Source organism: Pseudomonas sp. fls2-241-TYG-175, from assembly GCF_030209155.1.
GTDB classification, from domain to species: domain Bacteria; phylum Pseudomonadota; class Gammaproteobacteria; order Pseudomonadales; family Pseudomonadaceae; genus Aquipseudomonas; species Aquipseudomonas viridiflava.
In genome coordinates, this window is record NZ_JARVSO010000007.1 from 123950 (window position 1) to 137082 (window position 13133).

Annotated in this window: 11 protein-coding genes; 7 read left to right on the forward strand and 4 right to left on the reverse strand. The window is 60.8% G+C overall.

Translation table 11 applies throughout. From position 1 onward, the window contains the following. Window positions 1–29: 29 nt before the first annotated feature. On the reverse strand, window positions 30–647 hold the full coding sequence (locus QRN20_RS07480) for a CDP-alcohol phosphatidyltransferase family protein (RefSeq protein ID WP_004881711.1): 618 nt from the start codon (window positions 645–647) through the stop codon (window positions 30–32). A gap of 291 nt (window positions 648–938) precedes the next feature. On the opposite strand from QRN20_RS07480, the gene hflK (QRN20_RS07485) reads away from it, so the two are divergent. The 5 genes from hflK (QRN20_RS07485) to cfaB all read left to right on the forward strand — a co-directional run bounded on the left by hflK (QRN20_RS07485) (window position 939) and on the right by cfaB (window position 8405). Further along, the gene (gene hflK, locus QRN20_RS07485; protein WP_058430826.1) at window positions 939–2894 is read left to right on the forward strand and encodes a protease modulator HflK; all 1956 of its coding nucleotides are present in this window, start codon (window positions 939–941) and stop codon (window positions 2892–2894) included. Between the two features lie 11 nt (window positions 2895–2905). Next, window positions 2906–3934, forward strand: coding sequence for a protease modulator HflC (gene hflC / locus QRN20_RS07490; protein ID WP_058430827.1), 1029 nt, complete (start codon window positions 2906–2908; stop codon window positions 3932–3934). After that, entirely contained in the window at window positions 3931–5001 is a 1071-nt protein-coding gene (gene hflK, locus QRN20_RS07495; protein ID WP_122415248.1) for a protease modulator HflK, read from the forward strand. Before hflC ends, hflK (QRN20_RS07495) begins: the two co-directional genes overlap by 4 nt. Continuing rightward, window positions 4998–6923, forward strand: a complete 1926-nt coding sequence (locus tag QRN20_RS07500) for a cation-translocating P-type ATPase (RefSeq protein ID WP_122418671.1) — start codon at window positions 4998–5000, stop codon at window positions 6921–6923. The genes hflK (QRN20_RS07495) and QRN20_RS07500 overlap by 4 nt, the downstream gene beginning before the upstream one ends. A 294-nt stretch (window positions 6924–7217) precedes the next feature. Then, complete coding sequence (gene cfaB / locus QRN20_RS07505) at window positions 7218–8405, forward strand: C17 cyclopropane fatty acid synthase CfaB (protein WP_122606270.1); 1188 nt, start codon at window positions 7218–7220, stop codon at window positions 8403–8405. 44 nt (window positions 8406–8449) lie between these two features. On the opposite strand, the gene QRN20_RS07510 is transcribed toward cfaB, so the two are convergent. The 3 genes from QRN20_RS07510 to cls form a co-directional block, all read right to left on the reverse strand. Further along, window positions 8450–9037: a putative adenosine monophosphate-protein transferase Fic gene (locus QRN20_RS07510; RefSeq protein WP_029244172.1), complete on the reverse strand. Its 588-nt coding sequence runs from the start codon at window positions 9035–9037 to the stop codon at window positions 8450–8452. Window positions 9038–9041: 4 nt separating this feature from the next. Then, window positions 9042–9506 carry a YhfG family protein gene (locus QRN20_RS07515; protein ID WP_029244171.1) on the reverse strand — a complete coding sequence of 155 codons (465 nt, stop codon included), beginning with the start codon at window positions 9504–9506 and terminating at the stop codon, window positions 9042–9044. Window positions 9507–9579: 73 nt separating this feature from the next. Further along, complete coding sequence (gene cls, locus QRN20_RS07520; protein WP_122606272.1) at window positions 9580–11019, reverse strand: cardiolipin synthase; 1440 nt, start codon at window positions 11017–11019, stop codon at window positions 9580–9582. A 166-nt stretch (window positions 11020–11185) separates the two neighbouring features. Here cls and QRN20_RS07525 point away from each other — a divergent pair, with 166 nt between their 5' ends. Both QRN20_RS07525 and QRN20_RS07530 read left to right on the forward strand, forming a co-directional pair. Beyond that, on the forward strand, window positions 11186–11707 hold the full coding sequence (locus tag QRN20_RS07525) for a DUF3617 domain-containing protein (RefSeq protein WP_029244169.1): 522 nt from the start codon (window positions 11186–11188) through the stop codon (window positions 11705–11707). Between the two features lie 198 nt (window positions 11708–11905). After that, entirely contained in the window at window positions 11906–13132 is a 1227-nt protein-coding gene (locus QRN20_RS07530; RefSeq protein ID WP_025995471.1) for an N-acetylmuramoyl-L-alanine amidase, read from the forward strand. Window position 13133 lies beyond the last annotated feature (1 nt).

The window sequence follows — 13133 nt, forward strand, 5'->3', positions numbered from 1 at the left end:
ACTTCCTTACGCCGTAGGCTTTTGGCTGCTTATTCTTGGGGCGAGGTCTGTTCTTCCAGGCCGCGCCGGACGCGGTTGTACAGCGTGTACACCAACAGTGCGCAGACGAGGGCGAGCACTATGTTTATCCACAGGGCCGCGAGCCAGCCAACGGCCACGCCAGCGCCCAGCACGCCGAACACCAGCGCGCGGTCGCTTTTGCCCATCGGGCCGTCGTAGCGTCGGGAGGCGCCGACCATCGGGCCGAGCACACCTGCGTATTCAGTGAAAATCGCCAGCAGAGTCACCGCCAGTACCAGCCCGAGGCTGACATCGGGAATCAATGCGAAGGGCAAAAATAGCGCGCTGTCGGCGATGACGTCGGTCAGCTCGTTGAGATACGCCCCGAGCCGGGATTTCTGGCCGAATTCGCGGGCGAGCATGCCGTCAATGGCGTTGAGCGCCATGCGCAGGATCATCCACAACGGGATCAGCGCGAACAGTGCGTAATGCGGCACCGACAGCGCGACGATGGCACCGACCAGCAAGGACACGGCACAGGCGGCGAGGGTGACCTGATTGGCCGTCACGCCCTTGTCGTAAAGGCGCTGCACGGCGGGCCGCAGCAGGTTCTGAAAGCGCGGTTTGAGCTGGTAGATAGAAATCAACGAAGAGCATCCGTGTCTGTGGATAACTACACGACCTTGCGGCAACAAACGAAGCGGCACAGGCCAGGCCGCTAGTGAAACATAATGTGACCCGCACTACGCAGTACTGTTTGTGCGATATGTCTCAGGGAAGAGAATTTCGGCCTGTCTGATACCGACCTGAACGGGCATTGAACCTGACGAAAATTTCACGGCGAGTGTTACATCGTAACGCTATGATGCGGCAGCATTCAGACCGCCGATGCAGGCCTCCAGCGGGTCAGGGCGACAGTAAGCAGATTCGGGGTAGTGATGCGGGTTGATCTGGATGTAGAACATGCGGACCTTGAAGGTCTGCCGCGTTTTCAAATGGCGGTGCGTCAGGCGCGACGTCTCGCACGTCTTATGTATGTCGCCGCCGGGCTCGGTATCACCGGGCTGGTGTTGGCGTTTTTCATCGATCTGTTTTCGCCAGGCTCGCTGTGGATGGCCGTGCTGGTCAACAGTGGCGCGGCGCTTCTGCTGCTCGCTGCCGGTTTGCAGTCGGCCCGCGGCGTCGCCAACTGGCGTGCCCGCGCGCTGGAGGTCCCGGCGCGGGTAGAGCACGATCTATCTGCGCTGGATGTGGATGCTGACGTCGATGACAGCGGTTGGTATGAGCGTCTACTCACTCGCCTGAGCGAATCCAGTGAATCGCTGCTGCGCCAGATAGGTCTCTCGACCCTGTGGCTGGCCGGTTGGTCGCTCCTGGTTCTGATCAGTGTCCAGGCGATCTGGAGCCTGACACTGCTCGGCAACGACATTTCGCCAGTCGCCAATCTTGCGGGCAGCGCGCTGCTGTTGATGGCGTTCGGTTTGCTGGTGCTGGAGCGGCAACTGAGCGGCGAGGCACAGTGGCCCGAAGCCGAGCCGTTGTCGCGACTGGTGCGCATGACGATCGTCGTGTTTCTGGTCGCAGCCCTGTGCCTGTTTTTCTCCCGGATCGATCGGGTCTGGCCTGCACGTCTGGCTGTGCTGATCGGTTTGCTGCCGATGGCGGTCGCCATCGAGTTTCTGGTGCGCGCCGCGCTGTCGTTGTTCAGCCCGCGCAACGAGCGGATCGAGCCGCGTCTGTTGGCCAGCAGTTTCATTGCCGACCTGTTGCGCTGGCCACCGCGTCCGCTGATGGCCCTGCAGCACGAACTGCATAACCGCTTCGGCATCGACCTGCGCCAGATCTGGGCGTTCACCTACATGCGCCGGGCCTTTCTGCCCGTGCTGGCGGTCGTGGCCCTGCTGGGCTGGGCGCTGACCGGCGTGCATGAAATTCCGCTACAGGCGCGGGGTATCTACGAGCGCTTCGGCAAGCCGGTCGAGGTCTTCGGTCCTGGCTTGCATGCGGGTCTGCCATGGCCGTTCGGTCGTGTGCTGGCGGTCGAGAACGGTGTGGTTCATGAGCTGGCCGCCAGCGTGTCGCCCGCCAGTGCCGCCGAGCAAGTGGCCGATCCGGCCGAAGGTCCGCCACCGGCCAGCGCCAACCGCCTGTGGGACGCCAGCCACATCAATGAAAAATCCCAGGTCATCGCCAGCAGCGCTGGCGCCAAACAGAGCTTCCAGATCGTCAATATGGACGTGCGCTTCGTCTACCGGATTGGCCTGACCGATGCGGCAGCCCTGGCGGCGACCTACAACAGCGCTGATATTCCGGCCCTGATCCGCAGCACTGCCAGCCGCGTGCTGGTGCACGACTTCGCTTCACGCACGCTGGATGAACTGCTTGGCGAACAGCGCACCGGTCTGTCGGACGACATCGGCAAGGCAGTGCAGGCCGACCTGCAACGTCTGGACAGCGGCGTGGAAATTCTCGCCACCGTGGTCGAGGCGATTCATCCGCCTGCCGGTGCCGCCAATGCCTATCATGCCGTACAAGCCGCGCAGATCGGCGCGCAGGCCCTGATTGCTCGCGAGCGCGGCGCGGCCAGCGACAAGGCCAACCAGGCCCAGCTCAACGCCAGCATTGCCCATGATCAGGCCAGCGCCACGGCCAGTGAAGTGCTGGCCACGGCCCGAAGTGCCGACCTGCGTTTCGACGCCGAGCGTCAGGCTTATACCGGCGCAGGGCAGGCGTTCCTGCTGGAGCATTACCTGACCCGCCTCAACGAAGGCCTGGGCAATGCGAAATTGCTGATACTCGATCACCGTCTGGGCGGCGATAACGCGCCGACCATCGACCTGCGTTCCTTCACCCCACCGGCAGACCCAACGGCGCCGCGTAAAGCCGCTCAGTAAGGAGTCGTCCCTTGAGTCTGTTCCATCATCATCACGATCACAGCGACCACGGTGGTCACGACCACAGCGGTCACGGCCATCACCACCATCATCATGAAGCGACGGGTCCGGCGGCGTTTCCCTGGCGGCGGGCGAGTCTGGCCGCTGTCCTGATCGCGTTCGCCATCGCCGCAGCCAGTCTGGTGCAGGTGCGTTCGGGCGAGGCGACCGTGGTCACGCGTTTCGGCAACCCGTCCCGCGTGCTGCTCGAGCCGGGCCTGAACTGGCGCTTGCCTGCGCCGTTCGAAGCGACCATTCCGGTGGACCTGCGCCTGCGCACGACTTCCAGCGGTCTGCAGGATGTCGGCACCCGTGATGGCCTGCGGATCATCGTTCAGGCTTATGTGGCGTGGCAGGTTCAGGGCGACGCCGACAACGTGCAGCGTTTCATGCGTGCGGTGCAGAACCAGCCGGATGAAGCCGCGCGGCAGATCCGGACCTTTGTCGGCTCGGCGCTGGAAACCACGGCCAGCAGCTTCGACCTGTCCAGCCTGATCAACACCGACGCGAACAAAGTGAACATCACGGCGTTCGAGAACCAGTTGCGTCAGCAGATCGATCAACAGCTGCTTGCCACTTACGGCGTACGGGTGATGCAGGTCGGCGTCGAGCGCCTGACCCTGCCGTCGGTGACGCTCAATGCCACGGTTGACCGGATGCGCGCCGAGCGCGAAACCATTGCCACTGAACGCACCGCCGTCGGCAAGCGCGAGGCGGCGCAGATCCGTTCCGCTGCCGAGCGCGATGCGCGCATCGTGGAAGCCGATGCCACCGTCAAGGCTGCTGACATCGAGGCGCAATCACGCGTCGAAGCGGCGCAGATCTACGGCCGCGCCTATGCCGGCTCGCCACAGCTCTACAACCTGCTGCGCTCGCTGGACACGCTGGGCACTGTGGTGACCCCGAGCACGCGACTGATTCTGCGCACCGATGCGGCGCCGTTCCGCGTGCTGGTCGAAGGCCCGCCAACGCTGGATGGCAAGAGCGGATCGCAGCCATGAGTGATCCGGCTGACGACACCCAGGCTCAGCGCCCTGCGGTCAACGGACCCTGGCTGCAGGCCAGCCGTCTGGCCTTTCTGGGGTTGTACGGCGTGACGCTGCTCGCGGCATTGGGCTGGATCACCTCCAACGTGCGGCAGATCGACCCGCAAAACCGTGCGGTAGTCATGCGTTTCGGTGCGCTGGAACGTATCCAGAACGCAGGCTTGCTGACCGCCTGGCCACAGCCGTTCGAACAGGTGGTGCTGCTGCCCTCGGCTGACCGGGTCATCGAGCGTCGCGTTGAAACGCTGCTGCGCTCATCGGCGGCCCAGAAGGCGGATGAAATCGCGACCCTGTCGGCACCGATCAGCGACGCATTGGCAGGCTCGGGTTTTCTGCTCACCGGCGATGCCGGTGTGGTCCAACTGGACGTGACGGTGTTCTACAAGGTCACGGATCCTTATGCCTTCGTGTTGCAGGGTGATCATGTAGAGCCTGCGCTGGACCGTCTGGTCAATCGCAGTGCGGTGGCGCTGGCCGCAGCGCGAGACCTGGATACGATTCTGGTCGCACGTCCTGAGTTGATGGGCGCCGACAGCCAGGCCGCCGAGCGCCGCGAGCGTCTGCGAGGTGATCTGGTACGCGGCATCAATCAGCGCCTGACTGCGCTGAAAGACGCCGGGATGAGCATCGGCATCGAGGTCGCCCGCGTTGATGTGCAGTCGAGTTTGCCGCCCTCGGCCGTCAACGCCTTCAATGCGGTGCTGACAGCCAGCCAACAGGCCGATCAGGCCGTGGCCAACGCGCGCACTGACGCCGAAAAACTGACCCAAACCGCCAACCAGCAGGCCGACCGCACCCTGCAGGTCGCGCATGCCCAGGCTTCCGAACGACTGGCCAAGGCGCAGACCGACACCGCTGCCGTGGTCAGCCTGTCGCAGTCCGTCAAGAACCGGGACGATCCCGATCTGTTGCAGCGTATCTACCGCGAGCGGGTGCCCGCGATTCTGCGTCAGGCGGGTTCCGTGACCACGGTCGATCCCAAAGACGATTCCCGCCTGATCATTCAGGGAGCACAACAATGAGTGGCGAAGCCGTTCACACCCACGAGCCTGTCAAGGCGCAAGCGGTCGGCAGCATGCTGAGCGGTGCCGAACAGCGCAGTGCAGCCCGCCAGTTGACGCTGGCAATGCTGGCGCTGGGCTTGCTGGGGCTGGGTCTGATCTGGCGCTTTATCGCGCCCGAGCAGACCGGTGTCAGCCAGTTGCTGCTGGGTGCGGCATCGCTGTTGGTGGCGATTCCGGTGGTCAGCGCCGGCTGGCACAGCCTGCGGCACCCGAGCCTGCATGGCATCACTGATCAGTTGATCGCGCTGGCAATGCTGGGCGCGTGGGCTACCGGCGACCTGATGACCGCTGCGTTGCTGCCGATCATCATGATTTTCGGCCATGTGCTGGAAGAGCGCAGCGTGATTGGCTCGCAGGAAGCCATCGAGGCGCTGGGCCGTCTGACTCGCAGCCATGCCCGGTTGCTGGCTGAGGACGGCAGCATTCGCGAAGTGGACAACACCACCCTGAAAGCGGGTGACCAGGTCGAAGTGCGGGCCGGTGACCGCGTTCCTGCAGATGGTAGGGTGCTGTCCGGTCAGGCCAGCCTCGACACCTCGTCGATTACCGGCGAGTCAGTGCCGCTGGAAGCCACCGTGGGCGTGGAAGTGTTCGGGGGCGCGATCAACCTCGATGGTCTGCTGCGTATCGAAGTGACGCGCATTGGTGATGAGTCCACGCTGGGCAAGGTCATCGCGCTGATGCAGAGCGCCGAGCGCTCCAAACCGCCGATCACCCGGCTGCTGGAGCGCTATGCAGGCAGCTACATGGTGCTGGTGTTGCTGATTGCCGCACTGACCTGGTTCATCACCCATGACGCGCAGGCGATGCTGGCAGTGCTGGTCGCTGCCTGTCCGTGCGCTCTGGTGCTTTCGGCCCCGGCAACCGCCATCGCCGGCATCGCTGTCGCGGCGCGTCACGGGATCCTGATTCGCAGCTCGGCCTTCCTCGAAGAACTGGCGGACCTGACCTCGCTGGTGGTGGATAAGACCGGCACCCTGACGTTCGGGCGTCTGCGCTTGCAGTCCATACAGGCGCGAGGCGCGCAACATGCACAACTGCTGGAGCTGGCGGCCAGCCTTGGATCGGCCAGCAGCCATCCGGTCAGCCGCGCGCTGGCCGGGCTTGTGGATAAGAGCGCGCTGCTGCCATTGACCGATATTCGCGAGCGTCAGGGGCTGGGCGTTGTAGCGTCGACCGGGCAGGGCGAAGCGGCGTTGGGCCGTCCTGAATTGTTCGAGCAACTGGGCATTGTCACGCCCGGCGTCCCTGAGCATGACGGCCCGCTGGCGGGTCTGTCGCTGAATGGCGAATTCCTCGCCTGGCTGCTGCTGGCCGATACCCTCAAACCGGAAGCGCAGGCTGCGCTGCAGGAATTACGTGAACTGGGCATGGGCAGGCAGTTGCTGCTGACCGGTGACCGTCAGGGCGTGGCTCATCAACTGGCGCGAGAAGTCGGAATCACCGACGTTCATGCCCAGGCGCTGCCGGAGGATAAACTCAACCGGGTGATGAGCGAGATCGGCAGCGGCTTCAGGCCGATGGTGGTCGGTGACGGAGTCAACGACTCGCTGGCGCTCAAGGCAGGCGTCGTGGGCGTGGCGATGGGAGCGGGCGGTGCCGACATTGCACTCGCTTCGGCTGACATCGTATTGATCGGCAGCGATCTGCGTCGTCTGGGCACCTGCGTACGCCTGAGCCGCCGCTGCCGCCATACCCTGCAGGTCAACGTGATCATCGGCCTGGGCTGGACGCTGGCCATCGTCGCACTGGCAGCCTTCGGCCTGCTGGGCGCGGCCGGGGCGATGATCGCAGCGATCCTGCATAACCTGAGCACATTGCTGGTTCTGGGCAATGCCGGGCGTCTGCTGCGCTTTCAGGAGCCGCTGATCAAATTGTGAGCAACCTTGTAGGTTGCGAGCATTGCCGTTTCGCCTGGAAAGCCTGGGTCATTACATATTCTTTAAGTATAAGAAATGGCTTGAGCTTTGAAGAACTCTGTTACAGATTAAGAGTCATTCAACAGAGTGCGGTCCAAAATTCAGGCTGTCGTCTGGCTCGAGTCAGTGGGCACAAGGCTGTTCCCCCGAAGTTGATTCAAAGCAGTTTTGCCATCGCCAATAGCCTATCGGCCCTTTTTGGAGGGTTTGTCTTGGATGCTCTATTCGAGTTTCTGGATGAGGGGGTGATTCATCATGCTTACGCAACTTCCGTCGGTCTTGCAAAACCTTCATTTGCCGCTGCGTCTCAGGCTCTGGGACGGTCATCAAATGGACTTGGGGCCTGATCCCAGCGTCACGATTGTCGTGAAGGATCCGCGACTGGTCTCCGATTTCACCCACCCCAGTCTCGACCTGCTTGGCAGCGCGTTCGTGGAAGGACGGCTGGAACTCGAGGGCTCCATCACTGAAGTGGTCAGGGTCTGCGACGAGCTGACCCACGCCTTGGTGGAGGAGGAAGACGAGTCCGACACGCCCGTGCGCACCCGCCACGACAAAGACACCGACGCTGCCTCGATTTCCTACCACTACGACCTGTCCAACGAGTTCTACCAGTTGTGGCTCGACAAGGAGATGGTCTACTCCTGTGCCTACTTCAAAACCGGTAACGAATCGCTGGAACAGGCTCAGCAGGATAAGTTTCACCATCTGTGCCGCAAGCTGCGCCTAAAGCCCGGCGATTACCTGCTGGACGTCGGCTGCGGCTGGGGCGGTCTGGCGCGATTCGCCGCCCGCGAATATGGCGCGAAAGTCTTTGGCATCACGCTCAGCCGCGAGCAACTGGCGCTCGCCCGCGAACGGGTGACGGCCGATGGGCTGGACGATCAGGTCGAGCTTCAACTGCTCGATTATCGTGACCTGCCGCAGGACGGCCGCTTCGACAAAGTGGTCAGTGTCGGCATGTTCGAACACGTTGGTCACGCCAACCTGCCGCTCTATGCCCAGCGTCTATTTGGCGCGGTGAAGGAGGGTGGCCTGGTGATGAACCATGGCATCACCGCGAAGCACACCGATGGGCGACCTGTCGGGCGTGGGGCGGGCGAATTCATCGACCGCTACGTATTCCCCAACGGCGAACTGCCGCACATGGCGATGATCAGCGCCCACATCAGCGAGGCCGGACTGGAAGTCGTCGATGTCGAAAGCCTGCGGCCGCACTACGCCAAAACGCTGGAGCACTGGAGCGCCCGCCTTGAAACACACTTGAGCGAAGCTGCCGCGATGGTGCCCGAACACACCTTGCGTATCTGGCGACTGTACCTTGCAGGCTGCTCTTATGCGTTTGCGCGAGGCTGGATCAATCTGCATCAGATTCTGGCGGTGAAGCCTTTTGCTGATGGCGGTACGGGGTTGCCGTTGACGCGGGAGGATGTTTATCGGTGATGGCAGATGGTCGAGCGCGAGGTGCATTCCATGAGTGAGGCTTCTTACAGAGGCCTCACGATGCGTTTGAAGATTTTTTCCATCGGTCCGTAATTTACATTTACGCCATCGATGTTGGCCTGAATCCACTCGTCTCGACTCACGTTTTCCCAGTCAAGCTCATAGCCGGCCGAAAGTGCAAGGTGCTCGAAAAAGATTCGCTGAACCCTGCCATTACCCTCGCGAAACGGGTGGATCATGTTGAGTTCGCAGTAATACTCGGCCAGCTTCTCGCAGAAGCGCTCCTTGTTTAGTCCACTCAGCCAATGATCTTTCTGAAGAGCGTCGAAGATCTTTTGTGCTTCAGCGTCGATTCGTCCACAGGTGCAAAAGCGAGTACCACCTTTGGCGATGTCGACGTTTCTTATTTTCCCTGCCCACTCATAGAGATCGGAAAACAGCTGCACGTGCAGCGTGCTCATATTGTTCAGGCTGTAGGGCGGGGCGCAGTAATGCACTCGAGCTATGGTGACAGCGGTGATCTCTCTTTCCGCCGCCTCAAGACTTTCCATATCTCGTATGTTTAATGTGTTTTTCAGCACCGAGGAGTTCGGGTAGCAGTAAATATCCTGAGAGGCATCATATCGATCCATGACATTACCTACGGTGTTTGGCCAAAACACTTTCCAACGAAGCCTTACTCTCCGGGAAAGGGAGGTGAATGCCTTCCAGCTTCGAGCTGTTGATAAAGTTTTTGATCTTTTTGTCTTCGAAGCGCTTATACGGACTGACGTCCTGTTCAACGGCATAAGCCAGGCAATTTTTGATGAGCGTGTCGAGGTCAGCCTGACTTTTTACGGTCAGGGTAAAGCCCATTGTTTCTGACAGTGAATACCTGACGCTTTTGAAATCGTTTGTTTCAGCAGCCCTATACAAGCTGTCCTTGTTCGAGGAAATGGACCGTTCAAGGCGTTTGAGTTGACGATATAAAGAGGCCCAGCCATTCACGCCAAGGATGAGCATCAATTGGCTTTCAACCGCTTTTTTCAGGTCGAAGAACTTTCCGAGCTTCTTCAGATCCTCAATGTCCTCAGCTTGTAATATCTGCTGTAGCGTTGCCATGGTGTCGGGGCCTCTTAACGGTTATCAAAAGCCGTGCGCATCGCTAGTTTAATGAATGTTCCCCGCCTTTGCTTCACAGGATCGGCGATATCAACCGAGCCACGCGCATGCCCAACTGGTGCAATCTCCGCGTCTCGCGGCTTTCCTGGATGGAGATTTCCCGCGCCTGGGCGAAGTCGGCATTCAGCATGGCCTCGACCTGATTGGAGAAGTCAGGGTCGACGGTCAGCAGCATCAGTTCGAAGTTGAGCCTGAATGAACGGTTGTCGAGGTTGGCGCTGCCGATCGCGGTGATTTCGTTGTCCACCAGTACGACTTTCTGGTGCAGGAAGCCCGGGCCGTAGCGGAACACCCGCACGCCTGCGCGGACCGCATCGAACGCATAAAGGCTGGAAGCGGCGTAGACCACGTAATGGTCTGGGCGCGAGGGCAGCAGCAGGCGGACATCCACACCGCGTAGCACCGCCAGACGCAGGGCAGCCGACACAGCTTCATCCGGGATGAAATACGGGCTGGTGATCCATACGCGTTCTTCGGCGGCATGGATGGCTTCGACGAAGAACAGCGAGCAGGTTTCCTGCGCATCCGCCGGACCGCTGGCGAGCAGCTGGCACAGCACGCCGTCTTCAGGAAAGGTTTCCGGCAAGCTCAAGGGCGGCAGCTCGCGAGTAGCCCAGAACCAGTCTTCGGCAAATGACTCCTGCAGGCAGGCAACCACCGGCCCGATGACTTCCACGTGGGTGTCTCGCCAGGGCGCGAGCGGCGGTTTGAGCCCCATGTATTCATCGCCGACGTTGTGTCCGCCCATATAGCCTTTCAGCCCATCCACGACCACGATCTTGCGGTGGTTGCGGAAGTTGATCTGGAAACGGTTGAGCCAGCCACCGTGGGTGGCGAACGCTTTGATCTGCACACCGCCAGCGCGCAGCTTGTCGATGTAGGCCGCGGGCAGGGCGTGGCTACCGATCCGGTCATAGAGCACAAAAATCGATACGCCTTCAGCGGCTTTTTCCAGCAGCAGGGTTTGCAGCTGCCTGCCGAGCGCGTCGTCATGGATGATGAAGAACTGGACCAGTATGGTTTGCCGGGCCGCACGAATAGCCTCGAGGATCGCTCCGAATGTTTCTTCGCCGTTGATCAACAGCCGGACCTTGTTATTGGCCAGCGCCGGCATGTTTCCGAGTTTGGGCATGGCCCGTAGCGACGTGTAGGCTTTCGAACGACGCGCCGCAACGGCTTCCTCGATCCAGGGGCGCCAGTTCAGGCTGCCGATGGCGACACGCATCTCCTGGTTGGCGTCACGTCGCGCCTTGATATAGGCATCGAACGAACTGCGGCCGAAGACCAGATACGGAATCAGGGTGAAATAGGGGATGAACAGCAGCGGCATCGCCCAGGCGATGGCGCCTTGCGAGGTGCGTACTGTCAGCAGCGCGTGAATGGCGGCACCGGTGCCCAACAGATGAATGAAACCCAGGACGTAACCGAAAAAATACGGGTCGTGATAATCCATGTGGAACAATGCTCCTCGGCTTTGCTGCCTAACAGACCACAGCTGAACCGGAATGTCGCTATTTTATTCCGGGTGCAACTGGGCAGCGGTTATGTCGTCTAAGGCTCATCTTCCGGCCGGTTGTCCCGGCCTTGTGTATCTGTCACTGCCGCTCAGGAATACTCAAATGAATAAACGTATGTTGGCGTGGTTTTTCTGTCTGGCGACGCCGCTGGCTCAGGCCCAGATGCTGCAACCTGGCTTGTGGGAACTGACTTCCAGCAACATGAAAGTGGACGGTCAGCAATTGCCCGACCTGCAACTGATGCTGGGCCAGCTGAAAAACCTGCCGCCAGAGCAGCAAGCCATGATGGAGCAGATGATGCAAAAGCAGGGCGTAACGCTGGGCGGCAAGGGGGTACGTGTTTGCCTGACGCCTGCGCAGGTGAAATCGGACGACATCCCGTTGACTGACCCCAAGTCGGGTTGCACGCAGAAAATCACTGCGCGTAACGGCAAGACCTGGAATTTTCAGTTCAGTTGCCCCAAGGCTCAGGGCACAGGACAGGCGCAATTCCTCAGTGATCGCGAGTTCACGACCAACGTCGTAGGCACGTTCAACGCCACTGGTCGGCAACAGAACGGCAGCATGGACACCCGTGCCGTCTGGCTGGGCGCGCAGTGCGGAACCGTTGCACCACGTACCTGAGTCAATTCATAGAGTTACGTTCCACGTGGAACATTCTTGAAAAATGGACGATTTATTGTCGTTCAGCAAGGGTGTTCCATGACTTAATCTTCATGAAGTGCTTCATATGTCATTCGTAACTGCATGTTATATTGTTACTAATGTCATGGATGAAACCTTCGTGAGCCGGGATGCTCGTTTTTGCGCTTGAGACATCCCATGCACAGACGCCAAATGCTGCTCAATATGCTCCTGGCCGGTGCGGCCCTGACCTTGCCACTGGGTGCTTACGCCACGCAAATCCGTAACGCACGCCTGTGGCGGACCAACGACAAGCTGCGTCTGGTCCTGGATCTCAGCGGACCTGTGCAATACAAGACCTTCACGCTCACTGCCCCGGATCGTCTGATCATCGACGTCAGCGGCTCGCGGCTGACCGGTGACTTCAGCCAGTTGGCGCTGGACAGGACGGTCATCACGTCCATTCGCTCCGGCCATTACGGTTCGGGCGATGACACACGCATCGTGCTCGACCTGACGGCTCCGGTGCAGCTGAACAGCTTTCTGCTCGGCCCGCAGGGTGATCAGGGCCATCGTCTTGTGCTGGACATGAGTTCCACAGTACGTGCGCCTGTGCAAATGGCCGAGCTACCGCCACCGGTGCCGGTCAAGGAGCCCGCCAAGGCACGTACCGGTGGGCGCGACATCATGGTCGTGGTCGATGCGGGTCATGGCGGCAAGGATCCTGGAGCGGTCGGCTCTCGTGGTGAGCGAGAGAAAGACGTCGTGCTGTCCATCGCCCAGTTGCTGGCCAAGCGTCTCAAACGCGAGAAAGGCTTCGACGTGCGTCTGGTACGTAACGATGACTTCTTCGTACCGCTGCGCAAGCGTGTCGAGTTCGCGCACAAGTCCAACGCCGACATGTTCATCTCGGTGCATGCCGATGCCGCGCCGCGCCTGACAGCGTCCGGCGCGTCGGTGTTTGCGTTGTCCGAAGGCGGCGCGACCTCTGCCACAGCGCGTTTCATGGCTCAGCGCGAGAATGGCGCGGACCTGCTGGGCGCAAGCTCGTTGCTCAACCTGAAAGACAAGGACCCGATGCTGGCCGGGGTGATTCTCGACATGTCGATGAACGCGACCATCGCCGCCAGCATGCAATTGGGCCACACCATTCTGGGCAGTCTGGAAGGCATCACCACATTGCATCAGAAGCGCGTGGAACAGGCCGGTTTTGCGGTACTCAAGTCGCCGGACGTGCCTTCGATTCTGGTCGAGACGGGCTTCATCTCCAATACGCGTGACAGCCAGCGTCTGGTCACGGCGCGTCATCAGCAAGCGGTCGCCGACGGATTGTTCGAAGGCCTGCAACGCTACTTCCAGCGCAACCCGCCCATGGATTCGCATATGGCCTGGGTGCAGGCGCAGAAGAAGGAACAGCAGGCCTGAT